This window comes from Anaerobiospirillum sp. NML120449 (genome assembly GCF_023051105.1).
Taxonomy (GTDB): domain Bacteria; phylum Pseudomonadota; class Gammaproteobacteria; order Enterobacterales; family Succinivibrionaceae; genus Anaerobiospirillum.
Map to the genome: position 1 here is coordinate 1 of NZ_JALKIL010000019.1, position 25,503 is coordinate 25,503.

Sequence of the window (25,503 nt, forward strand, 5' to 3'; positions counted from 1 at the left end):
GGATGGCTTAACCTGAATATGCTTAACGCCCAATACGAAGCAAAACTGGGCGGTAACAATGGTTGAAACCGCCGTATACGGACCCGTACGTACGGTGGTGTGAGAGGGGAACCACCCCTACTCGATTGATGCCAAGTGGGGTGAGTGGTGGTAACCGGGATGTGACATAAATTTTTGTCCGATTATGATCCTTGTCATAAGCATGTCTCCAACGTATGTTGTATGGGCATTTTATGGGAATCTGTCCCGGTTTTCCGGCTTTTGAAGAGTATTTGTAAACAAGTGTAAATAATTCAGGAGCCGTCTCACAATTTTGTTAATTTCCTGTGAATTTTTATCATCACTGTACTAACCTAGAACGAGTGCATCAGTTTCTTTGCCTCCTGCCTTATTCAGTCAGTGTTACTGATTTATACAGTCTGTGTTTCCGATTGATACAGTCTGTGTGACTGATAACTGGCAGGTTGAACTGATGGCAAAGGCGCATCTGACGCCCTGAAAATGCTTTCCTGGCTCTTTATTAATGACACGACTGGACCGTGGAGGCCTGTCTGTTATAGAAATATCTCCGGATCGTATCTCGACCACACCGTGCACGTGCCCTTTTCCCGGGAGCCTTGCCTGATACATGGGGATGATGCCTTAACCTGCGGTATTGCTCCTTTGAGCCTTAAGGCTCACAGGCTGTTTTGCAATGCCCGTCGGGAAAGAATTACCTCGATCACATGCTGTTTGTATGCTTTATCTTTCTCAGGTCTTACTGGTCTGACTCATTTTCCCTCTGTTCTGACTCCTTACTTTGCATTGAGGGAAAGTGTAAGCAACAGTCGGTATGTAGCCTGATGCCCGCTACTTTAAGGCCATGAGTTCATGGGCTTTTGCCGGTCTGAAGGTGCTCTTATCTACAGGGCTGATGATGCGGCCTGACCCTGACAAGGTCAGGTACACGACTTAGATATATCAGAGGACAAGTCTGTGAAGAATCTGAAACTTTCCGCAACTGCAGTGGCAGTGGGCGTAGCCCTTTCCTCTTTTGGCTCTGCAGCCTTTGCTGCTGACAACGGCAAGGCAACCGCTACCAATGTAGCTTTTGCTGACTTCACTCCTGTTGAATACACCACCAAAGAAAAGCCAAATGTCATCGTGATTACCATGGATGACCTCGGCTACGGTCAGCTTCCATACGATGAGACCTCATTCGATCCTAAGACCATGGAAAACCGCGAGCAGGTTGCCACTTTCAAGATCGATCCTCAGAAGGCCATTGAAGCAGCCCGTAACTCCACTCCTACACTGCGTTCCTTAATGGACGACGGCGTACGTCTGTCTCAGGGCTATGTTGCTCATGCCATGTCCGGCCCATCTCGTGCCGCCATCATGACCGCCCGTCAGCCATCACGCTATGGTGTATACGGTAATACTGACTCCCAGGACGGTATTCCAACATCAGAGACCTTCCTGCCAGAGCTTTTCCAGAATTACGGCTACTACACTGCCTGTGTGGGCAAGTGGCATCTGTCCAAGATTACCAATATTCCAGTTCCTGAAGAGCAGCAGACCCGTGACTACCATGACAATTTCGTCACCTATGGCGACGAGCCTGGTCAGCCACAAAATCGCGGCTTCACTTACTTCTTTGGCTTCCATCCAGCTGGCACTGCCTATTACAACTCACCTGCTCTCTTTGAAAACCGTGAGCATGTAAAGGCTGAGGGCTATATCTCCGACCAGCTCACTGAAGCTGCCATCAAGGCAGTAAACCGCGCTGATGCCATTGATCAGCCATTTATGCTCTATCTGGCCTACAGCGCTCCTCACCTTCCAAATGACGTAGCTGCTCCTGATGTTTATCAGAGCAAGTTCAACACCGGATCCAAGACTGCTGACAACTACTATGCCTCTGTCTACTCTGTAGACCAGGGTGTAAAGCGTCTGCTTGAGCAGCTGGACAAGAACGGTCAGCTGGACAACACCTTAATCTTCTTTACCTCTGACAACGGTGCTGTTATTGACGGTCCTCTGCCATTAAATGGCGCTCAGGCCGGCTACAAGTCCCTGACTTATCCTGGTGGTGTTCACACCCCTATGTTCATGTACTGGAAGGGCAAGCTCAAGACCGGCAAGTACGACAAGCTCGTATCTGCCATGGACTTCTACCCAACAGCTCTGGATGCTGCCGGCATTCCTGTTCCAGAGGACCTCAAGCTTGACGGCGTATCCTTACTGCCATACGTAAACGGCAAGAATAAGGGCAACCCTCACGAAGCTCTGGTATGGCTGACTTCATTTTCACACTGGTTTGACGTACGCAATATTCCATTCTGGGATAACTACCACAAGTACGTACGCTTTGAGTCAGACCACTATCCTCATAACCCTAACACTGAGAACTTAAGCGAGTTTACCTACACTGTTCGTACCAACGACTATCAGCTTATCTATACCGCTGAGGATAATGCTACCCGTCTGTACGATCTGCGTGACCTCCAGCTCAAGAACGATCTCACCATGGACAAGCCTCAGGTTGTTGAGCAGCTCAAGAAGATTGCCCGTGATCGTCTCAATGAGTCAGTGGCACCTTTAAACCAGATTAACCAGCCTAAGTATCAGAAGATTGTTGATGCCTTAGCCAGGTAACAGGCGCACAGTCAGGTCTGTCAGCTCTACAGAGCGCAGACAGACCAGTTTGGCAGGTGATGGCAGTGCTGATGGACTTACCAGATAGCATGGCCCACCATACCTGCTCCCATGCCGGGCCGATGTTAGGCTGATGCGTAACGGAAACCCGGCTTTTCTGTAATATGAGAGTTCAGGGCCGACCGTCCCGCCGCCTTTGGCGCTACGGCGCCATCGCGCCTGCCAGGCAGGCTGCGTCAGGTCACAGCCTGCAGCCAGGCGCTGCCTGACGCAGCCTGACGGCGGAGCTGTCGGCCCTGAATTTTTATCATGCACTGGTGCTGCCCCTGCAGCTCTCTGCTGCAGGACAGTGGACAGTGCACTTGCCTTAAGCCTGGGATGACAGTTGTCAGCTGTCAGCAGCAGGCTGTCTTGTTTTTCGGGATCTGACTTTAAGATGGAGCTGTGGCCGCAGGGGCTGCAGCTGTAGCCGCATCAGCGGCCGCTGCTTCTGTCTGTGCCTTAATACTGGGATTGCCCATGCATTTCACTATCAAACCGGTTTCTTTTACCTGTAATCTTGACTGTGCTTACTGCTTTTATCTGCCTAAGGGTGAAGAGCAGGGCATGCTTCATAAGGGCATTATGAGTGATGAGGTGCTGGAGGCCTTTATTCCCCGCTATATCAGGGACTGTCCGTCAGATCATGTGCTCTTTACATGGCAGGGTGGTGAGCCTTTGCTGGCTGGCAGAAAGTTTTTTGAAAAGGCTTTTGCCATTCAGAGTCAGTATGCCGAGGGCAAGGTTATTGAAAATGCCGTACAGACCAATGCCACGCTGATTGATGACCAGTGGTGTGAGCTCTTCAAAAAGCATAAGGTGCTCCTTGGAGTCTCCATAGACGGTCCGGCTCTTCTTCATGACCAGTACCGCAAGGGCAGGGATGGATCGGGATCTCATGAGCAGGTAGTCAGGGGCATTGAGCTGCTCAAAAAGCATGACATACCTTTTAACACGCTTACCTGTATCAGTCAGAGCAACTGTGATCACCCTCTTGAGGTTTACAATTTCCTCAAGGAGCTGGGCTCAACCTTCATGCAGTTTTCCGAGGTTGTGGAGACTACTCCTGAAAACAGCGATTTTGACAATATTGCTCCTGCCTATGAGACCAGGGGATTTTCCATCAGACCTGCTGCCTACGGCACCTTTATGTCAGCCATTTTCAATGAGTGGATAGAAAAGGACATTGGCAAAATTGTAGTCCGCCAGTTTGAAAGCATTATTTCCCGTACCCTTGGGATGGGACATCACTCCTGTGTCTTTGAAAACCGCTGTCCGGACAACTTTGTCCTGGAGGCCAACGGTGATATTTACGAGTGTGATCAGGCTGTCTATCCCAGGTACCGCCTTGCCAATATACTCGATATTGCCAGAGCCGCTGAACTCAAACCTCTGAACTGTAAGGTCAATGGCCAGAGCCAGGCTCCTCAGACTGAAAGTGACCAGCTGTACTCTTTAAAGCCGCTTAAAGCCTCACGACTGAGCGCCCATAAGCTCAATCTGAGCAGCGACTGCAGTCAGTGCCCTTATCTGCAGCTGTGCAATGGAGGCTGCATCAAACACCGCATTGATCTAACTGGTGGAGCTCCAAAGACCTATTTCTGCGAGGGTTACAAAATTCTGTTCAAGGCCATGGTTCCATATCTCAATACCATGGTTTACCTTGAGGACAACAAGGCCCCTTATACAGCCGTCAAGGACCTCGTCCCGCAAATCCGCGCCTCCCTGGCCGACGGCCAGTAGCGCATACCCCATGCCGCCATGCCGCCATGCCGCCAGGCTGCCGGTGCCTGAGCATGGCTGATCCACCAGCGGCCTGGCCATGGCTGCGCCCAATGCCGGGCCGGACTGTGGCCAGCCAGCCACCTCGCTGTGTGAGCCTGCACGGCTGTATGACAGCGTGCTCCGTATCAGATATGCCCGTCTATAGTGCACAGACCATGCACTGTGCAGTGATTATTAGTCCACCTGATACAATGGCTCTATTCAGCTCATTATGATGACCTGGTATATACCTGTTCTTTATGTGCCTTGAGGAGAGTATGTCTGCGCATGAGCAGACAGTTATCAGTGTTCTCGGCGCGGCTTGAGCACCAGGCTTGCAGATACTGATAGACGGCTGTGGCTTTGCCATGCACACAGTGTGCATGAGTACCGGCAAAAGGTCTTATCTCTTTATTATATTGAGGCTTCCACTCAGGACCCGTCACATTAACTGTTAATTGGTCCGACTTTTCACTAAAAATGCGAGGTTTAACATGAGCGAGCAGAATAACGGAGGCAAGTCTCCGCCACCAGATAATAAGCGAGTTGTACTGGCTTTCATCCTTGCAGCTCTGGCAGGTGCTATTGTTGCCTTTACCTTTTTCTAAAGAGCTTTGGCCAGCATGGCCTGAGCCATGGCCGGCAAAGAATCACAATCTGGCTTGAGCACCTGGCAGGCATAAACGCCAGCCGGCTTGTGCACCATGGCCGGCATAAATGCCTGCCGGCTTGTGCACCATGGCCGGCATAAACGTCTGTCGGCATTAGCCTTGGCCTGCATAAACGCCAGCCTCATGGTCAGTACAGCGTGTATTAGGGCTGGCTGATTGAGCTTCTTTCAGGATTTATTTCAGGATCTGTTACTATAATTCTTTTCTTTCACTCAAATTACGAGGTTTAACATGAGCGAGCAGAACAGCGGCAGCAAGTGCCCAATCCCAAAGAAATTGCGTATTGTTCTGGCCTTCACTATTGTCTGTTTAGTAGGCTCCATTATCGCATTAGCCTTATCATAGGCCTTGCCCGTCAGTGTCTGCTGATGTCAGCTCATCAGTATGGCCCTGTGCAGCAGCTGTAAACACACAGAGCCCTGTCTTTGTCATAAAAGCAGGGCTCTGTTAATTCAGGCTTCACCAAAAGGACCGCTGGCTCAATAAAGCCTGCCGGCCTTGCCTGCTCTGACAGTATGTCATCCTCCCTGGCACGCCAGCAGGCTCGGCCTGGCCCGATCGGTATGTCGCCCATCTTGCTCGGCCTGGCTCGATCGGTATGTCGGCCTATCTTGCCCGGCTTGAGTCGATCAGTATGTCAGACCGGCAGGCATACTGGTATGCAGGCCAGCTGTCGGCAGGAGTATGAGCTGTCCCAGCTGCAGGGTGCAGTGCACTGCAATCACTTGCGTAGCAGCGGCCAGGCAGCTGTGACGTGCGCTTATAAAGATTTATATAAATCAATATAACTGAGTGAAGCAAGGTTGCTCTGGCATTGCAGGCTTGATGGAACAGGGTAAGGGAGTGGCTATGAATGGGGTGGGGAAGATATTTGGATGTGGTTGGTGGTAACCTGGTGGTGCCTGCTGGCAGCTGTCCGGGGCAAATGCAGGGCCCGTAAACAAAGCGCGCCCTGAAAAGGGCGCAATACACACAGATTTAATTGGCAGGGGCTCAGGGCCCCGGGGCGCGAGCACGGAGAAAGTCATGCTCAGCCTTCATGTCTGCAACCGGGGACAAAAGCCTCCTGACTGAAGCCGCATTATGGCAGGGTTGTTCAGACACGCCGGTGTAATACCGGTAGGAAACATGCTTCAGGTCGACCGGGGCGAAGCTGTCCTTATTGTTGCAACAGGGTAGCAGCAGCGCCTGCAGTGGTCTGGAGTCTCTGGAGGTCAGCTGCTCCTGTGGTATGGGCAGCTCACACAGGGAAGGTTACTTGACAGAAATCTTTCTGCAGGGGCCGTATCGGGCAGGCGAAGCCTTAGTGGATGCGGCCTGCAGGGGCCGTCTCGGGCAGGCAAAGCCTCAGTGGCTGCAGCCTGCCGGGCTGAGCCGGGCAGAGCCTGTGTTGCCGGCCTGGCTGGACCTGTAAGGGCGGGGCGGGCATGGACAGCCTTGCCGGGCCATGGGTCCCATGTAACCTGATGCTGTATCGATATTCCAGAAATGTCAAAGGGCTCTGCCTGAAACAGCGCCCTTATGAAAGTAAAGAAAGGGGCCTTTGGCCCCTTCCTTTTGGAACTCAAAACGAGGTCCTGAAGTTATCTGAAATTCAGATTACTTGCCGGAGTCAACCATGGAACGGATTAACTCGAGAACCTTGTTGGAGTAGCCGATCTCGTTGTCGTACCAGGATACGAGCTTAACGAAGTTATCGGTTAAGGCAATACCGGCCTTCTCGTCGAAGATGGAGGTGTGAGTGTTACCTAAGAAGTCAGAGGAAACAACTTCATCAGCGGTGTAAGCTAATACACCCTTCATTTCACCCTCAGAGGCAGCCTTGATGGCCTCGCAGATCTGAGCGTAGGAAGCGCCCTTCTTTAAGGTAACAGTTAAGTCAACTACGGAAACGTCAGCGGTAGGAACGCGGAAAGACATACCGGTTAACTTGCCGTTTAACTCAGGGATAACCTTACCTACAGCCTTGGCAGCGCCAGTGGAGGATGGGATGATGTTCTGAGAAGCACCGCGGCCACCACGCCAGTCCTTTAAGGATGGGCCGTCAACAGTACGCTGGGTAGCGGTGGTGGAGTGAACAGTGGTCATTAAGCCCAGGTCGATACCGAAGTTGTCGTTGATAACCTTGGCTAATGGAGCTAAGCAGTTGGTGGTGCAGGAGGCGTTGGAAACGATGTCCTGACCTGCGTAGGTCTTGTCGTTAACACCAACTACGAACATTGGGGTGGAATCCTTGGAAGGAGCGGACATAACGACGCGCTTGGCACCAGCTTCAATGTGGAGACGGGCCTTCTCGTCAGTTAAGAATAAACCAGTAGACTCAACAACATACTCTGCACCGATGTCACCCCACTTTAACTGAGCAGGATCACGCTCGGCAGTTACGCGAACTACGTTGCCATTTACGACCAGGTTGCCGTCCTTGACATCAACGGTGCCCTTGAATGCGCCGTGCATGGTGTCGTACTTGAGCATGTAAGCCATGTACTCAGGTGGGAGTAAGTCATTGATACCTACAACCTGAATACCGAGCTCTGGGCGGTAGATGGAAGCGCGGAATACGAAACGACCGATACGGCCAAAGCCATTAATACCAACTTTAATAGTCATTATAAAAGTATCCTATCTGTGTGGTTACTAGTTTGGATAAGTGTTTCCAAATATACTCCAGTTGTTGAGAAATTCAAGCAAGTTCTTTGTTCGCCAGTACAGTTTCCACCAAATATTTTTGCAAATATCCACACACTTCACAGCTTTTAAATGTTGTAACTGGCTTATATATGAGCTTTGAGGCTGTCGGAGGCCAGCCTCTGACCATTTAATCGTAATGGAAAGAAAAATTGCAGGGCCCATGTCATACGTGTGAACCATGATTTAGAGATTTGAGCATTTGGGGCTGTTTTTTGCCATTTTCAGCCCTGAAAAGGGGCAAATGTGCCCAAAATCGTTCAATTTTTGTAATTTTGTCCATTTTGCCACCAGCTGTTTTTCTCCTCCCTGTGCCCAGGTGATTCTGCTGAGTTTACACATGGATATAAATTAAGAACTTTAGCCTGTTTATCAGTTTACTCTGTCTGTTTGTCAGCTTCTGCTGCAGGGGTGGCGGTGCACGCTCCCTGAATGTGTCCTGAGGCTGTGTTCAGGTTCCAGCCTGCGCTGCCAGACACGGGACATCACCTGAGCGCTCTGGTGCCAGGTTCCCCGGGACAGGGCCGGTAATGCAGCAAAATGCAGTTCTTATAGGGCTTGATAGTGAAAATTTGACGTGATCGACTAATATTGTCCCAATTATCGGGTACATTATTGACAGGACTTTATCCTGTGCGGATTGAGGGAGTCTCCATAAAGACCGGCTCTGTGCCGCCTGCAGCTGCCTGCTCAGGCTGCATCGGGCAGGGGGAATGGGATTGCTTATTTGATGCCGTCAGGACTGTATGTCGTCAGCAGGGATGTGTCGTGTTCAAAAGTGGCGTTGCGGGCATTGTCTTTTGCTGTGTGGTCACATGCATCAGGGAGTAACAGCCCTGACCAGGACCTGGTGAGACCACGCTGCTGCGCCATGCTGTGTCCGCACTGCGGTCTGGCTGCGCCATGCTGTGTCCGCACTGCGGTCTGGCTGCGCCATGCTGTGGCCGCACTGCGGTCTGGCTGCGCCATGCTGTGGCCGCACTGTGGCCGGGATGCGGCCGGGATGCGGCCATGCTGCGACAAGGTAAATATAAGGCTGCCGCCAGCCATGCCTGTGCCTTTTGAAGCTCAGGCGGCAGAGGCCTGGCTGTGAGGTTTATAACAGATGATTGATTTAGAGAATTTTGCCGATCGGGTAGGCATTGCACGCGACTATTTAGACTGCAATGGCCAGTACACCCGGATCACCAGAGAAGCCCGTCTGGCCACGCTCGGAGCCATGGGCTATGACCTTAGCAATGAACAGGCTCTTCAGGAGCGCATGCTTAAGGAGGAAATTACTCCTTATCAGGAAATTCTTGATCCTGTATGCGTAATCCGCATGGGTGAGCATCCTTTTATCATGGTGCGCACCCCTGAGAAGGTAAGCGAGGCTGCAGTACTGCGCTGGACCCTTACTCTTGAAAACGGTGATGTGCATGAGGGCGTCACCCCGCTTGATGAAATCGAAATTGCAGATTACGAGGAAGTTCAGGGCCGGGTCTACGATACCCGCCGCTTTATTCTTACCAATGAGCTGCCAATGTCTCTGGGCTGCCTGCCTCTTGGCTATCACTCCTTTAAGGTTGTGATTGAAGATGGCGTAATGCACACTCAGTCTATTGAGCAGCTGCTCATCATGACCCCGCTCAGATGTTATGTACCTGAGCCAATGATGGCCGGTCAGAAGATGTGGGGTGTTTCCGTTCAGCTGTACTCTCTGCGTTCCCGTGTTAACTGGGGCGTAGGTGATTTCCACGATCTGCGCCTGCTGCTCAAGGTTGTTCATGACCGTGGCGGTCAGTTTGTCGGTCTTAATCCGCTGCATGCGGGCTATCCGGCCAATCCTGACCCTGATATGATCAGCCCTTATTCCCCTTCCTCACGCCGCTGGCTGAACATCATTTACATCAGCGTACCTGAGGTCCCTGAGTTCATGAGCTGTGATGCTGCCCGTGAATTTACCGGTACTCAGGAATTTGCCAAGAAGCTGCGTTCGCTGCGTGACCGTGACTATGTTGACTACAAGGCTGTACTCGATCTCAAGCTCAAGGTTCTTGACATGGTCTTCGATTACAACCGCATGACCGACCGTCGCTCCAACCGTGGCAAGAAGTTCCTTGAGTTCGTCCGTCAGGGCGGTGAGTCACTGCTCAATATGGCCACCTACGATGCCATGCAGCGTGAGTTCTATGACGAGGGTATCAATGCCTGGGGATGGATGAAGTTCCCTAAGCAGTACCATGACTGTCAGGGGCCTTTTGTTGAAAAATGGCGTGAAACACACAAGGAAAAGGTCTACTTCTACTGCTATCTGCAGTTCCTGGCTCAGGAGCAGCTTGAGGAGGCTTACCAGTCTGCCAGGGATGACGGCATGGTGCTTGGTACCTACCGTGATCTGGCTGTGGGCGTAAGCGAGGGCAGCTGCGATGTCTGGTCTGACACTGACAATATCTACCGTGGTTCTGCCGAGATAGGTGCTCCACCTGATCCTTTAGGTCCGCTGGGCCAGTCATGGGGTCTTGCTCCAATGGAGCCTCATGCCCTGCGCCGCAGCCGCTACAGTCAGCTTATTGAGCTCTTCCGTGCCAATATGAAGTCCTGTGGCGCCCTGCGTATCGACCATGCTGCCGGTCTGTACCGTTTCTGGTGGGTACCTGTCGATCACAAGCCAACTGAAGGCGCCTATATTTACAACAATATCCACGACTGGCTGGGTATTCTGGCTCTGGAATCACAGCGCAACAAGTGCCTTATCATTGCTGAGGATCTGGGCACTATCCCTATGGAGCTGCGTATTGCTCTTAAGGAATCCGGTGCACTGTCCTACAAGCTCTTCTTTGGTGAAAAGGCGGCCGATGGCGGCTATATTGCACCTCAGGACTATGAGCCTCAGGCTCTGAGTGCCGTAACCACTCACGACATGCCAACTCTGATGGGCTGGTGGTCTGATTACGATCTCAGGCTGGGCAAGGAGCTGGGCATTTACAACGACGAGAATGTAAAGCAGATCGGCGATGAGCGTCACTGGAACAAGCAGCGCATACTCGACAGTCTCCATGGCCTTGGTTCCATTGGTGATGAGGTGCCACGTCGTGCCGCCGATATTCCTGAAATGACCCCTGATCTAATCATTGGTATTGAGCGTCACATGTGTCGTGGCTCCTGTGCTCTGTTCTCATCTCAGATTGAGGACTGGACCGGTGTGCTCAAGCCTGTGAACGTTCCTGGCACCTTCCGTGAGTATCCAAACTGGAGACGCAAGCTCACCGTCAATGTTGAGGACCTCGACAAGGACAACTTCGTCAAGGAGCTCACCCGTGCCATGACTCAGGCACGTGAGGAAGCCTCAAATCGACGCCACTAAAATCTGCGCACAGCCATGGCCGCGCTGCATCAGCAGCGCCATGGCGCTGCCATAGCGCTCACCGGCCAGCCGCTGAGCGCCAGTCTGCTCCGGCCGGGGCAGCTGCCGCTTTGCAGGGCCCTGCATTTCATAAATGAAGTGCAGGGCCCTCTGTCTTTTTGACATGAAATATGAGGGGCGGCCGGGGCCTGTGCCTGCAGCCATGGGGACACTGTCTGGCTTACAGCCGGAAACCACGGCCCTGAGGTCCGGGCGAACGGTCAATGGTCCGCAGGACCGAGGGCCGGTCGTACTGCCAATGGACGTATGGCATGGGGCAGCCCCCACAGCAAGCATGCCTCATGAGGGCAGGCCTGCTGTGGGTTGCAACTGGTCAGGGTGAGGACGGCTGTCATAGTACAAGGGCGTACTGGCGGGCTATAATGGCTGATGTCCATTGTTTATTTTTGTGTACAGTATGCTGTGGAGCCTGTTCAGTGGCCTGGTCAGGTCATGTTCCGGTAGTCGGTGCATGGTGCATGGATTCGGGCTTTTGCGTGAGTGTGGGCAGGGCTGCCTGGCAGTTTGTCCGTGTTTTTTGCTGTGCTTTGTGGATGGGGCTGGTGGCCGGAGCGTATTTTTTGCGTGGTCAGGGCAAGCTGTGCGGGCTTTGCGCCCATTTTTCGATCACAGCGCAAACTTTTGGCTGCAAAAGCTGCATTAGATTTATCAATAATGAGAACCCCGCCACGATAATGGCTTTTGGCTTACTCACACGGCCAGTGCATGATATAAACTAATGGAGGCAGATCTGACAGCTGCGCGCCTCGCGCCTAACAGACTTAATCACGCATGCTTTGAATTTTTACTTTAATCCTGGACTTTGATTTCTGTAGTGTTTTGAGTACCTTGCGCTGACAGTCTGAACCCTGAGTTTTACCTGCAGGTGTGAACTGTGCAGAGCTGTTGCTGTTCTCCTGAAAACCTGCTCACAGTGAGCCCGGGCTCATGAGTATGGACCGCAGGACCTTGTACCCAGCTGCTGACGCCTGTCTCTGAGTGCACATGATGCACCTGATATGGCGGCCAGTATCATTGGGGGCATGCCATGTACGGACATACAGAGCTGTTTTTCAGGAGAGCGGCTGAAAGCCAGGGCATCTTTGCCCTAAAGCCACAGGCCCTGCCGTGCAGGTGCTTTATCCGTGTGGAAATAACATAGGAGCTGTCCTTTCTGAAGCTACGTCCTGCATATGCTCTGTTATGCCGGCAGGAAAAGGATTGTGCGTCTCAGGGCGCCTTAATCTGTCAGGATATACTCCAATCAGCCTGATTTGAGCGCTCGCGGCTCATGGCGGCCCTAAGGGCTGGCCAGCCTGAGAATGCCAAACACAAAGGAGCTACAAATGCTTATTGATGAACTTAACAGTGCACGTCTGACCAAACCTTTTGAGGTTCTGGGCCTGCAGCCTGATCCTAACGGCAAGGGTTATATCATGCGTGCCTGGCTTCCGGGTGCCACTGCCTGCCGTGTGTTTGCTCTGAAAGGAAGAAAAGAACTCGGTCAGCTCAACGTGGTCAATCCTGACGGCCTTTTTGAGAAGGTCTTTGAGGATGCCACTGGCCCGTTCCATTACTACTTTGAAGTTCAGTACAACGATGCCACTGTAGAGGTTATTGATCCTTACCAGTTCCGTGAGGAGGCTTTCTACGGTCTGAACACCATGTATGAGACCCCTGAGAATATCTACAAGACTCTGGGTGCTCAGCTCGTTGAGATCGAGCTTGACGGTGTCAAGGTACGTGGTACCAAGTTTGCCGTATATGCTCCTTCAGCTACCAGCGTAGCCGTAATCGGTGACTTCAACTTCTGGGATGGCCGTCGTCACCCAATGGCCCGTTCCCTCCTTGGTCACTGGGTACTCTTTGTCCCAGGTCTTGAGGCCGGCCAGCGTTACAAGTTTGAAATCAAGGACAACAATGGCAACCGTCTGCCTCACAAGGCCGACCCTGTAGGCTTCTTCCACGAGCAGTATCCTTCCTTTGCCTCCATCATTTCCGATCAGACCACCTACAAGTGGAACGATGACGAGTGGCGCAAAGCTCAGCTCAATGACAAGCTTACCCAGCCTATGTCCATTTATGAGGTGCATCTTGCCTCATGGAAGCGCCGTCAGGACGGTGGCAGCCTTAATTACCGTGAACTGGCCCGTGAGCTGGTCGACTACTGTAAGGAAATGGGCTACACCCACATTGAGCTGCTTCCGGTAATGGAATATCCATTCTCAGGCTCATGGGGTTATCAGCCAACAGGTCTGTTTGCACCTACCTCCCGCTTTGGCGGTATTGACGACTTCAAGTTCTTCGTTGATACCTGTCACCAGAACAATATCGGTGTGATTCTGGACTGGGTACCAGCCCACTTCCCAACCGATGCCCATGGTCTGGCCCGCTTTGACGGTACTCCAGTATATGAGTACGAAGATCCACGCCGTGGCTGGCACCCTGACTGGAACTCCCTGATTTACGACTTTGGCCGTGATACCGTTCGTAACTTCCTGGTAGCCTCCGCCTTAATCTGGCTTGACTACTACCACATCGACGGTCTGCGTGTTGATGCCGTAGCTTCCATGCTGTACTGGGATTACTCACGTAAGGATGGTGAGTGGATTCCTAACGTAAACGGCGGCAACATCAACTATGAGGCTGTCTCCTTCCTCAAGTGGTTCAATGAGATTGTCTACCGCAAGTTCCCTGGCGCCATGACCATTGCCGAAGAGTCCACAGCCTTCACCGGCGTATCCCGTCCTACCTATACCGGTGGTCTGGGCTTCGGCTTCAAGTGGAACATGGGCTGGATGCATGACTCCCTTGAGTACATGTCACAGGATCCTTACTTCCGTAAGTATCACCATGGCGAAATGTCTTTCTCCATGATCTATGCCTACAACGAGAACTTCATCCTCTCCATTTCCCATGATGAAGTAACTCATGGCAAGCACTCCATGCTCTACAAGATGCCTGGTGACGAGTGGCAGCAGTGCGCCAATCTGCGTTCTTTCCTTGCCTACCAGTACGGTCACCCTGGCAAGATACTCAACTTCATGGGTACTGAAATTGGTCAGGGCAATGAGTGGAATCACGACGCCAGCCTTGACTGGTGGCTTCTGCAGTACGACAAGCACAAGGGTGTTCAGGCTCTGGTCAAGGACCTCAACCACTTCTACAGGCAAAATGCCGTGCTCTGGGCTAACGATTACGATCCTGATGCTTTCCGCTGGCTGGACGTATCTGACGCTGAGCACTCCGTATTTGCCATGCTGCGTACTCTGCCTGACAGAGACAATGCTCAAGGATCAGGTCAGAACAAGGACGAGATCATCATGGTCTCCAACTTCACTCCTGTGCCTTATGTGGCCTACCGTCTGGGTGTGCCACGTCCTGGTACCTACAAGGTGGTATTTAACACCGATGACAAGAAGTACTGGGGTTCAGGTTATTCAACCGGCCCTGAGAACCTTGAGGCTTCCAACATTTCCTGGCAGGGTCAGTATCACAGCCTCGTGCTGGATCTCCCTCCACTGGCCACCATCTTCATCAAGAGAGTTGGTGACTGATACGGATAAATGGCAGCCTCAGTTAAATCTTATGAAGGCTGCCTGATTTTCCGGGGCCGTCTGTCTGCTGCCCCTGGTACAGACGACGGCCCTTTTTACAGGCTTAATTAAGCGATCAGTGTTTTCCGTTTTAGCTGATCGTTAAGACAACAGCTCTGTTTTCCTTTGATCCTTGTTACATGGGGCGGAACCTGCATCATCCTGCAAACTTCCTTGTCCTGACCCTGGCACATTTTCCGGCCAGCAAATCAGGCACACTGGCAGCTGCAGGCTGACAGGGCAGGTACCGCCTGCAGCACCATCAGGTCATTTCCCCGAGGTGGAGAGGGCCTGACTGCTGGTATTTAAGAGCCTGAGGCTCTTAAATGAGCTGACAGGGCCATTGACATACCCCACAGTCCTGAACTGCAGTGCTGCTCTTTCCAGCATTGCTGCATTTTCTGCAGTGCTGCAACTGTCTGATCCGCACTGATACGGCATCAGACGCGGCCAGGCGCCAGCAGCTGCCAGCTGCTGGCAGCTGCAGGCAGTTGCTGTAAATCAGGCAGCCAGTACTTATGGTCAGTGGGATATACAGTGGTCTTATGGAAGTACTGGACGCATACCTGAGCACTGTGATGAGACTGCCAGTCTGGCATGTCAGGTCGGATGTCATGACAGCCCCTGAGGGCTCATGACTTATGACATGGCGGCCTTTGCAGTCAGCAAGTCACATGGCCTGGCTGTGCCCGGTCTGTACCGGTATGTCAGGGGATGAAGGAAAGCAGAGCTGTTTTTTTATTCAGTTTTTGTGCAGGCTTAAGATCTGTTAAAGCAGGCACCGCTCCGCACAGAGAACCTGCAGATGCGCCATGGCGCAGCATGCAGGACGTGAGTGCGGTAAGGACCCATTATGCTCGAGCTTATTACTGAGGACAGACAGCGTCAGGTTGGACTGGGCGCAACACTCTGTCCTGATGGTTGCTACTTTTCCGTCTGGGCACCTGATGCCCAGGAGATTGTTATTCATCTCTACACCAAAAAGGACGAAAAGCTGGGCGAATTTGCTCTGCAGAAGAAAAAAGGTGGTGTGTGGTACGGCCTTATAAAGGGCGCCAAAGCAGGCGACTGCTATGCCATTGAGGCCAAAGGCACTGAAGATCCTTCCAGGGGCTTTTATTTCAGGGAAGGACGTTTCCTGGTAGATCCTTATGCCAGGCAGCTTAACAAGGCCTTTGTCTATGATGAAGACAGATATCTCAACGACAATGAGAAGTGGATTCCAAAGGCTGTTATTCAGGGCGAGTCAGATTTTAACTGGGAAAATGTTCCCAAGGTCTTCCGTGACCGTGCTGACGTAATCCTTTATGAAGCTCATGTTCGCGGTATGACCAAACTCAAGGAGGATGTACCTCCTGAGCATCGTGGCACCTATCTTGGCATGTGCCATCCAAGCGTGATAGCCCACCTCAAGCATCTGGGCATTACTACCGTGCAGCTGATGCCAGTAGCTGCCTCCATGTCAGAGCCTTTCCTTATCAAGCGCAATCTGTGCAATTACTGGGGATACAACCCTGTATGCTTCATGGCTCCAAATCCTGCCTATGCCGTCAATCCTGATGATGCGGTCAATGAGTTCAAGACCATGGTCAAGACCTTCCATCAGAACGGTCTGGCCGTAATTCTTGATGTGGTCTTCAATCATACTGCCGAAGCCGGTATTGATGGTCCAGTGTTGAGCTACAAGGGTCTTGATGCCCGTAACTACTACGCCTATGAGCGTAATCAGGACTCTTCGTTAAATTACGGACAGTTCATCAATGCCACCGGATGCGGTAACTCCTTTAATGCCGACAGCATTATCTCTACCCGTCTGATTATGGATACCCTCAAGTACTGGCTCAATGAGATGCAGGTTGACGGTTTCCGCTTTGACCTTGCTGTGACTATCTGCCGTGAGAGTCATACCAATACCTACTATGCCTTTGACTCCAACTGCGGTTTCTTCAAGGCATGCTTTGCCAATCAGGACACTAATCAGGCCCTCATGGTGGCCGAACCGTGGGATCCGGGCCTTGGCGGCTATCAGCTGGGCAACTTCCCTCGTGGCTGGTCTGAGCAAAATGACAAGTACCGTGACTGCGTACGCCGCTTCTGGCGTGGTGACCGTGGTCTGCTTGGTGAACTTGCTACCCGTCTGCTGGGCTCACGTGATGTCTTCCACAAGGGCAAGCGCTCCATTAATGCCTCGGTCAACTACGTTACCTATCATGACGGTTTCACTCTTGAGGACCTGGTATCGTACAACTACAAGCACAATGAGCTTAACCTTGATAACAACACTGACGGTACCAGTGAGAACTTCTCCACCAACTGCGGTGTAGAGGGTCATACCAAGGATCCTGAGGTTCTCAAGCGCCGCTGGCAGATGAAGCGCAATCTCATGGCTACTCTGATTCTGTCACAGGGTATTCCTCATATCCTGGGCGGTGATGAGTTAAGCCGTACTCAGCTGGGTAATAACAATACCTACTGTCAGGACAATGATCTCAACTATCTGCACTGGAATATCTCCCAGGAGCAGCGCTACTTCCAGGACTTCATTGCCAAGCTTATCGGTGCCCTCAAGACCAGCCGTGTGCTCAATGAAATCAATCTCTTTGATGATGATTTCTACAAGTACGAAAACGACTACATTGCCAAGTGGCGTCGCTCTGACGGCCGCCTGCTGCGCGATGAAGACTGGCACTCCCATGAGATTAACCACCTGATGCTCTATGTGGGTGATCGCAACTACAGAGGTGAGCGCTGGTGCATTATGTTCAACAATGAGGACAGGGATCTCATGTTCCGTATGCCAAGCATTCTTCACGATCGCTACTGGCATGCCCTGATTGACTCCTCAGAGGAGGACGGCGTCCCAAGACGCTATTCCAACGAGTCCGGTCTTGAGACCATGTGCGCCGCACACAGCGTCAAGGTACTGCGCATGGATGTGGTCGAGAGCTCCTCTCTGGTATCCGATGAGAGCATGGACGAGCTTATTTCCTCTCACATTCTGTCGCGTTATGCTCCTGGCAACACCAAGTTCCAGTACTAAAAGCAAACGCCCATATCCGGTCTGCCGCGCAGCCCGGATATGCTCAGGTGCCGCTCCGGCGGCACCAGCCGGGCAGCCCGCAGCAGCCCGGCCTTACCAGACATCAAGGCAGCCCCTGTGGCTGCTTTTTTCATTTAAAGAACCGCCATACATAAGCCCGCAATGTCAGCCATACCCGGCCAGCTGGTGCTCAATGCGCTACCGGCCGGCCAGCCAGCAGGCCGGCATCAGGTAGATGCCAGTTTTCCAGCTACTGCAGCAAAACCGCCATATCATTACTCCGGTCAGGTCAGCCTGAGCTGAGCCTGTCCTGGTGGCAAGTTGAAAACATGGTGTGTTAATCGAAGCCAGGCATGCAGCATCATCGGTATCAGCACCGGATTCAGCACCGGCGGCATCAAGGGCAGCAGCATCAGCACCGTCTGCGGCACGGGCTTGAGCACCGGCTGATCAGGGACTGTAGCCGCTGAGCGTGTAAACTGTTGAAAGCAGGGAATGTTATGAAAAACATATGTGTTTACGAGGATAAGCGCTACAGCGACAGCTCGCGTTATGAAAAGGTGGATGAGCACATCTACCGCACCATTGACAGGCTCAGCGGTGAGCCATGCTATGTCACCTCGCTGAGTTTCGAGCAGGAAAGAGATCTTGGAGAGGGCAGTGGACCGTCAGACATTTCCCAATATCCACTTGAGGACATTCTGGACAGGTTCATGGTGGCTGTCAGTGATTTTTATGAAGCCAAAAACTCGGCCAGCCAGGATGTATGCTACCTGGAGTTTCAGGGAGAGGACGTGCAGGACATCAGGCAGTTGCTGACCATAGCAGGGCGCCATGTCTATAACCAGAGCAGCGGCGAGAGCGTAATCCTGGTCATCGAGTAGCAGCGCAGCCATGCGTATATGGAACCTAAGCCCAGGCAGCGGGGCGGACTATATCCGGGCCTGCACGTCCGGCAGCTGGACTGTGGTCTGGCCTGAACGGCAGGCTGTCGGACTGTGGTGGGCCCTGCAAGTCCGGCAGCTGGTCTGTGGTCTGGCCGGAGCGGCATGCTGCCAGACTTTGCTTTGACCTGTACAGGCGGCTGAAGTGCTCATAGCCTGGCTGTTCAGGGTGGGCGGCGGGCGTACATACCATGATTCCCATGCTTATCGTATAATTATGCGGCTGCAACAGCCCCGGGGGCTGAAAACGGCTTCCATCAGGGGCACCGATACTGGGCTCTGGCAGTGGGAATCTGATGCAGACATAGTTATTTCAGCCTGTAACCTCGTGTAAGACGGGGCGGGCTTTTACCTTTTGGGAAGCTTTTGCGATGAGTGATAAATCCTCCACTTCTTTCAGCTCTTTTGCCGATCTTAAGGATCTGCAGGCACGTCTGCGCCGCCAGGAGGCCGATCAGGCCCAGGCAAAGGCAGATGCCATCGTTGTAAAGGAGGGCGCTGAACATACCAATCCACTCAAGCAGAAAGCTGCCCGTCTTGAGAAGTACACTACTGCAGCCATGAACCGTGATGCTGAGCGTAAAGACAGTGCTCAGAAGAAAGACAGTTTCCAGCAGAAAGGCAGTGCTTCGCATACAGACAGTGATCAGGGGCAGGATAACAGCCGTGGTCATTCAGGCAGCAGGGACGACAGGCCGCGCCATGGTCGTGGTGAGCATGCCAATGACAGCAGCCGCAGTGAGCGCTCCGGTCGTGCTGCCCGTGACCATGGTCAGGGCAGCAGGGGCGGTAATGGTGGACATGGCCGTAACAGGCAGAGCAGCAATGATGCCCATGGCAATCATGGCAGAAACAGTGATCGTCGCAATAGTCGTAAGAACGAGGCTACTCCCGAAGAGCGCCTTGAGCAGGCCTTAAACCGTCTGCAGAACAAGGCTGACTCTCTTAACCGTCACCATCAAAAAGATCAGCAAAGAGCTGCCGCCGCCGCTCAAAATAATGAGCGCAATGCAGACAGCGAGCGCAATGACCGTAATGGCAGCTGTGAGCGCAGTGGCCACAATGAGCATAATGGCTGCAACAGGAATGGCAACGGCTCACAGAGCGCATCGGCCAAGGGCGGCAGGGACAACACAGGTCGTAACAGGGGCCGATCTGGCGGCTCTTCAGAACACTCTGCAGAATATATTGCAGAGCGTCATAATGCTTCACAAAACAGAAAAGAAAAGGGGCGAGACCGCAAGGAGCGCTCAGACAGGGCAGCACGTAAAAACCGTGCTCCGCTCCTGCAGGGACGCTATTTTGATCTGGAAGCTCTCAAGGCTGTACGTGCTCTTGATGATGTTATTTCCTGGCAGGCCCGTCGTCAGGCTTATCGCCGCCTGAACGAGATTGACAGTCTGATCCTCAAAACCATGCAGGATCTCATGGATGAGCAGGCATCCGATGCCAGAAAGGCAGAATCGGCTGCATCTGCAGCTGCTGCACAGTCAGCCGCTGCACCATCAGATGCATCAGTTCCTTCAGCCGATGTTCAGCCAGTAAAAGACCAGTCATCTGCCTATCAGGACAAGCCAGCTGAGGGTATGGAGCAGCCTGTTGATGCAGCTGCATCGGAAGCTGTATCGCCAGCTGCTGAGTCGGCCATGGAGCAGCCTGCTGACGCAGCTGCATCGCCAGCAGCTGAGTCAGCCATGGAGCAGCCAGGTAAGGTTGCAGCAGGTGCTGCAGCTTCAGTTGCTGAAGATACAGCTCCTCTTGCTGGTGCTGCGGCAGCTCAGGGTAAGGGGCTTACTCGTGATGAGCTCAAGGAGCTGGCACTGGGCAGTGCTGCTGTAAGCGCAAAGCGTGAACAGCTGCTGCTGTGGCTTGAAGAGCAGAAGGCTGATATTGAGCGCCGCAATAACAATGTGCCGCCACTTGAGTACCCTGAGTCTTTGCCTGTAAGTCAGCGCCGTGAGGAAATTGTCAAAGCCATTGCTGAAAATCAGGTGGTTATTATTGCCGGTGAAACCGGCTCTGGTAAGACCACTCAGATTCCTAAGATGTGCCTTGAGGCCGGCTATGGACGTCGCGGTCTTATCGGTCATACTCAGCCACGTCGTCTGGCCGCACGTGCTGTAGCTGCCCGTATTGCTGAAGAAATGCATGAGCAGCTGGGTAAGAGTGTCTCTTACAAGGTACGTTTTACTGATATCAGCTCACCTGAGTCTTACATCAAGCTGATGACTGACGGTATTCTGCTTTCTGAGCTGGCATATGACCGTCTGTTACTGGGCTATGACGTCATCATTATCGACGAAGCTCATGAGCGCTCTCTTAATATCGATTTCCTGCTGGGATATCTGAAGAATCTTCTGCACAGCCGTCCTGATCTCAAACTCATCATTACCTCCGCTACCATTGATGTGGAACGTTTTTCTGCCCACTTCGATAATGCTCCAATTATTGAGGTGTCCGGTCGCACCTATCCAGTGGAAGTGGTTTATATGCCGCTTATGGATGACAACCGTGGTCTGTACATTGAGGGACATGATGGTAAAGGACGCTATGAAAATGATCATGGCAGTGCCAACCATATTCTTAGCAACCGTAATGACCTGATTGATGCAGCTCTGAGCGATTCAGGACCGGGCGCATGGCGTGATTATCAGACTTCAGGTCCTGGCGCCGGTGGTGGCTCCATGGCGGCTTTACGTGCCGCCGCAGCCGCATCTGCAGCCTCATCTGCATCTTCTGCAGGTGCCGGTTCTGCTGCTGCCCGTGCCGCAGCTGCCCGCAACAATGCAGCTGATGATGATCGTGATCTGGCTGACACCATGGATCTGCGTCAGGGTATTTTGCAGGCCATTCACTATCTGCAAAAGCGTGGACGTGGCGATACCCTGGTATTCCTGCCTGGCGAGCGCGATATTCTGGAAATTTCCCAGTTCCTGCGCAAGGCCGGTCTGCGTGACACCGAGATTGTTCCACTGTATGCACGTCTTGCTACTGCAGAGCAGAACAAAATCTTCACCGAGCACAGCGGTGTACGTATTGTGCTGGCCACCAACGTAGCTGAAACCTCGCTGACCGTACCGGGCATACGTTATGTTATTGATCCTGGTCTTGCCCGTATTTCACGTTACTCATCACGTACCAAGGTGCAGCGTCTGCCAATTGAGCCAATTTCCCAGGCCAGTGCCAATCAGCGTAAAGGCCGTTGTGGTCGTGTCAGTGACGGTATTTGCGTGCGCCTGTACTCCAAAGAGGATTTTGACAACCGTCCACAGTTTACTGATCCGGAAATCCTGCGAACCAATCTGGCCTCGGTTCTGCTGCAGATGGCTTCACTGCGTCTTGGCAGAATTGAGAATTTCCCTTTTATTGACGCTCCGGCCCCACGTCAGGTAAGTGATGGTCTTCGTCTGCTCGATGAGCTTGGTGCTGTAAGCGAGCGCCCATGGACCGGCAGTGGCAATGACTCCGGAAACGCAAATGTTGCAGTCAGCGGCAGTGACAGCAATGCTGATGGCGATACAGGTGAGGTACGTAGTCGTAACTCAGGCCACAGTGGCCGTGGCCGCAATGGTGATGGTGATCAGCTGCATCTTACTCAGGTTGGCCGCATGATCTCCCGTCTGCCTTGCGATCCTCGTCTTGGTCGTATGATTGTAGAGGCATCAAAGTACCGTGCTCTCACCGAGGTACTGGTCATTGTGTCAGCTCTGGCAGTCATGGATCCTCGTGAGTACCCGCTTGATAAGAAAGAAGCCGCAGCTCAGTACCATCGTCGCTTTAACGATGAGAAGTCTGACTTCCTGTCCATCCTCAAGCTCTATGACTACATCAGAGAGCTGCAGAGCTCACTGTCCGGTTCTGCGCTGCGCCGTCAGCTCAAGCAGGAGTTTATTTCATTCCTGAGAGTGCGTGAGTGGCTTGATGTGCTGCGTCAGCTGCGTGCCAGTGCTCAGCTCATGGGGCTTAACTTCAATGAGGAAAAGGCTGATTACGAGTCCATTCACCGTTCTCTTATATCAGGCCTTCTAAGTCATCTGGGTATGCTTGAGCCAAATGGCGCCAACTATATCGGTGCCCGTGGCTCACGTTTTGTCATCTTCCCGGCTTCGGCTCTGGCTAAAAAACCTCCTAAGTGGATCTGTGCAGCTGAACTCTCAGAGACCAGCCGTCTTTTTGCCCGTACTGTAGCTTCCATTGACCCTGTCTATGCTGAGGCCTGTGCCGGTCATCTGATTAAGAACAGCTATAACGAGCCGCACTGGTCCAAGAAGAACGGTGCTGTTATGGCCTCTCTGACCCGCAGCATCTACGGTCTGCCTATTGTGCAAAAGCGCATGGTTCAGTATCAGGATATTGATCCTCGTCTGTGTCATGAGCTGATGATTTCAGATGGCTTTGTTGGAGGCAACCTTGAGTGCAACCATCGCTTCTTCAAGCACAATATCTCTCTTATCGATGATGTAGAGTATCTTGAAGACAAGGTGCGTCGCCGTGATCTGCTGGTAGATGCCAGCACTCTTGAGCAGTTCTATGCCGAACGCATTCCTGAGCATATCTGCAACATCCGCGATTTTGACAAGTGGTGGAAGACAAAGAGCAAGGAAGATCCGCATTTTCTCGACTTCAGCTATGAGCTGATTGCTCGCACAGACATTATGGGCATTGAGGAGCGCTCTTATCCTGAGTTCTGGCATCAGGGCTCCCTGCGCTTCAAGCTCAGCTATGTCTTTGATATAGGCTCTGACAGAGACGGTGTCACAGTACATATTCCTATTACTGTGCTCAATCAGGTCAAGGTTGAGGCTTTCCTGTGGCAGATTCCAGGTATGCGAAACGAGCTGTTTGCTACCTTAATCCGCTCACTGCCAAAGCGTCTGCGCCGCAATCTGATTCCGGCACCTGAGTATGCCAAGGCCCTCGAGGAAAGCCTGTCCATATACACAGCCGGTATCAATAACCCTGATGCTGCAGCAACTGCAGCCGGGGCCTCAGGCTCTGTACAAGGCGCAGGCGCGGGCGCTGACAGTTCGGGCAATCCTGCAAGGGGAGGCGGTCTTGCTGCCAGGGCTGCAAAGTCTGCCCGTGGCTCTGACAATCTCTTTACTGCCGTAGCACGCGAGCTTACCCGTATGGGTGGTGAGATTGTTACTGCCGATGATTTTGACCGCAGCCTTATTCCTGATTATCTTTTTGTCAATTTCTCCATTGAGGATGTCAATGGTCAGGAAATAGCTTTTGGTAAGGACTTTACTGCTCTGTCATCACGACTGCAGGGCAAGGCCCGCGAGGTGCTCCATCAGGTGGTGCGTACTCATAAGGTCAGTGCTCCGGCTCAGGAGTGGGAGTATGGCACTATCAAGAAAGAGCAGGTTACCCGCCAGGGATCATTGCGTATTACTGCCTATCCGGCTCTTACTGACAGAGGAGATGGTGTAACCCTTGAGCTTTATGACAATCCGCAGCGTCAGGCACGTGCCATGGAGCAGGGCGCAGTAAAGCTTATTGCTCTGAGTCTCAAGAGCCCAACTGGTTATCTTGAAACTCATCTGCCTAACAGGGCCAAGCTGTCGATGTACTATCAGCCTCTGGGATCTATCAAAGAGCTGATTTTCGATCTCATGCTCTGTGCCATCAGAAACATCATGGATCGCAATGGCGGTGTGCCATGGGATGAAGAGAGCTTTGTACGCATCAAGGAGATAGTACGAGGTGAGCTCAATGATGAAGCTCTGAGCATTGCCCGCAGCATCGAGGACAGCCTTATTAAGGCTCACGAGCTGCGTCGTCTGCTCAAGCGCAGCATTTCCTTTGATCAGGCCCGCTCTTATGCTGACATGCAGGCCCAGCTGGACAGCCTTATCTACAAGGGCTTTATCAGCGACTGTGGCACTGAACATTTAAGCGAACTGCCACGCTATCTTCAGGCCGCTCTTGAGCGCCTGCAGCGCCTCAACCGCGATGTAGTACGTGACCAGATGTATATGCGTACTCTTGATAACCTCAATGAGGAGTACCAGAAGGTTATACGCAGTTATCACGAAGATCTGCTGCCTCCGCCGCTCAAAGATGTACGCTGGATGATTGAGGAGCTGCGCGTATCCTACTTTGCCCAGCACCTTGGTGTGAATGGCCCAATCTCGGACAAGCGTATCTACAGCGAGCTCGAGCGCATCACCCGCGAGTGGCCACCTCACAAGTAACTGTCCACCGGCCGAAGATCCGCCGGCCGAAGATCCGCCGACCCACCGATTTGGCGGCCATGCTGGCCGGTGGCCCTGGCAGTCCATTGGCCCCTGCCAGAACAGAAAGGGGACAGTCTGAACAAATCAGACTGTCCCCTTCTTTTTGCGCAGATAGCGCAGGTCTTCAAAATTTTGAAAATGTAAAGCTAATTTGACGCATGTATTTTCTGGCCCCGGCTTAGCGCAGTTCCTGTGGCATAAGGCAGAGCAGTTCATGACTTGCGAAACTGCTTATACACAAGGATTTGCATGTGTCTTTCGGATACCGTGATGATTGAAAGCTGGAAAAATAGTTTCAGTTATTTTTAGAAATAATGAAATGGCTGTCTGACTGATAAATAAGGCAAATGCAGGGCAATTTGCTGTCAGATTACATAGATACGTAATTTCTGTCTGGCAAGTGTCTTGCAGTGTCTGGATTGATCGAATACCGTGTCATCGCTTACATACAAGTAATGAGCGTGGCTTCCATAGTTTTTCAGGCCCGTCAGGGTCAG

Annotated in this window: 9 protein-coding genes; 7 read left to right on the forward strand and 2 right to left on the reverse strand. The window is 52.4% G+C overall.

Annotated features, from left to right (window positions below; translation table 11 throughout):
* The first annotated feature begins 975 nt into the window (after positions 1-975).
* Positions 976-2,637: a sulfatase gene (locus MXE41_RS06860; protein WP_247099966.1), complete on the forward strand. Its 1,662-nt coding sequence runs from the start codon at positions 976-978 to the stop codon at positions 2,635-2,637.
* 519 nt (positions 2,638-3,156) lie between these two features.
* Entirely contained in the window at positions 3,157-4,419 is a 1,263-nt protein-coding gene (locus MXE41_RS06865) for an anaerobic sulfatase maturase (RefSeq protein ID WP_247099967.1), read from the forward strand.
* Positions 4,420-6,710: 2,291 nt separating this feature from the next.
* Here MXE41_RS06865 and gap read toward each other — a convergent pair.
* A complete protein-coding gene (gene gap, locus MXE41_RS06870) occupies positions 6,711-7,721 on the reverse strand; it encodes a type I glyceraldehyde-3-phosphate dehydrogenase (RefSeq protein WP_246978312.1) in 1,011 nt (336 codons plus the stop codon).
* A 1,183-nt stretch (positions 7,722-8,904) separates the two neighbouring features.
* Here gap and malQ point away from each other — a divergent pair.
* The gene (malQ, locus tag MXE41_RS06875) at positions 8,905-11,145 is read left to right on the forward strand and encodes a 4-alpha-glucanotransferase (RefSeq protein WP_247099968.1); all 2,241 of its coding nucleotides are present in this window, start codon (positions 8,905-8,907) and stop codon (positions 11,143-11,145) included.
* On the opposite strand, the gene MXE41_RS06880 is transcribed toward malQ, so the two are convergent.
* Positions 11,128-11,310 carry a hypothetical protein gene (locus MXE41_RS06880; protein WP_247099969.1) on the reverse strand — a complete coding sequence of 61 codons (183 nt, stop codon included), beginning with the start codon at positions 11,308-11,310 and terminating at the stop codon, positions 11,128-11,130. The two genes, malQ and MXE41_RS06880, sit on opposite strands and share 18 nt — an antisense overlap.
* A gap of 1,220 nt (positions 11,311-12,530) precedes the next feature.
* On the opposite strand from MXE41_RS06880, the gene glgB reads away from it, so the two are divergent.
* The 4 genes from glgB (at position 12,531) to MXE41_RS06900 (ending at position 24,964) form a co-directional block, all read left to right on the forward strand.
* Positions 12,531-14,741, forward strand: coding sequence for a 1,4-alpha-glucan branching protein GlgB (gene glgB / locus MXE41_RS06885; RefSeq protein ID WP_246978310.1), 2,211 nt, complete (start codon positions 12,531-12,533; stop codon positions 14,739-14,741).
* An 892-nt stretch (positions 14,742-15,633) separates the two neighbouring features.
* Entirely contained in the window at positions 15,634-17,820 is a 2,187-nt protein-coding gene (glgX, locus tag MXE41_RS06890) for a glycogen debranching protein GlgX (protein WP_247099970.1), read from the forward strand.
* Positions 17,821-18,320: 500 nt separating this feature from the next.
* Positions 18,321-18,704 (forward strand): hypothetical protein, encoded by a 384-nt coding sequence (locus MXE41_RS06895; RefSeq protein WP_247099971.1) that lies wholly within the window; start codon positions 18,321-18,323, stop codon positions 18,702-18,704.
* Between the two features lie 431 nt (positions 18,705-19,135).
* Positions 19,136-24,964, forward strand: a complete 5,829-nt coding sequence (locus MXE41_RS06900) for a DUF3418 domain-containing protein (protein WP_247099972.1) — start codon at positions 19,136-19,138, stop codon at positions 24,962-24,964.
* The last annotated feature ends 539 nt before the right edge of the window (positions 24,965-25,503 follow it).

What these genes read in the sequence shown, in the direction of transcription:
- MXE41_RS06880 (WP_247099969.1), bottom strand. Translation starts at nt 11,310, where the DNA reads ATGTCAAAAAGACAGAGGGCCCTGCACTTCATTTATGAAATGCAGGGC.
- gap (WP_246978312.1), bottom strand. Translation starts at nt 7,721, where the DNA reads ATGACTATTAAAGTTGGTATTAATGGCTTTGGCCGTATCGGTCGTTTC.
- MXE41_RS06900 (WP_247099972.1), top strand. Translation starts at nt 19,136, where the DNA reads ATGAGTGATAAATCCTCCACTTCTTTCAGCTCTTTTGCCGATCTTAAG.
- MXE41_RS06865 (WP_247099967.1), top strand. Translation starts at nt 3,157, where the DNA reads ATGCATTTCACTATCAAACCGGTTTCTTTTACCTGTAATCTTGACTGT.
- malQ (WP_247099968.1), top strand. Translation starts at nt 8,905, where the DNA reads ATGATTGATTTAGAGAATTTTGCCGATCGGGTAGGCATTGCACGCGAC.
- glgB (WP_246978310.1), top strand. Translation starts at nt 12,531, where the DNA reads ATGCTTATTGATGAACTTAACAGTGCACGTCTGACCAAACCTTTTGAG.
- glgX (WP_247099970.1), top strand. Translation starts at nt 15,634, where the DNA reads ATGCTCGAGCTTATTACTGAGGACAGACAGCGTCAGGTTGGACTGGGC.
- MXE41_RS06895 (WP_247099971.1), top strand. Translation starts at nt 18,321, where the DNA reads ATGAAAAACATATGTGTTTACGAGGATAAGCGCTACAGCGACAGCTCG.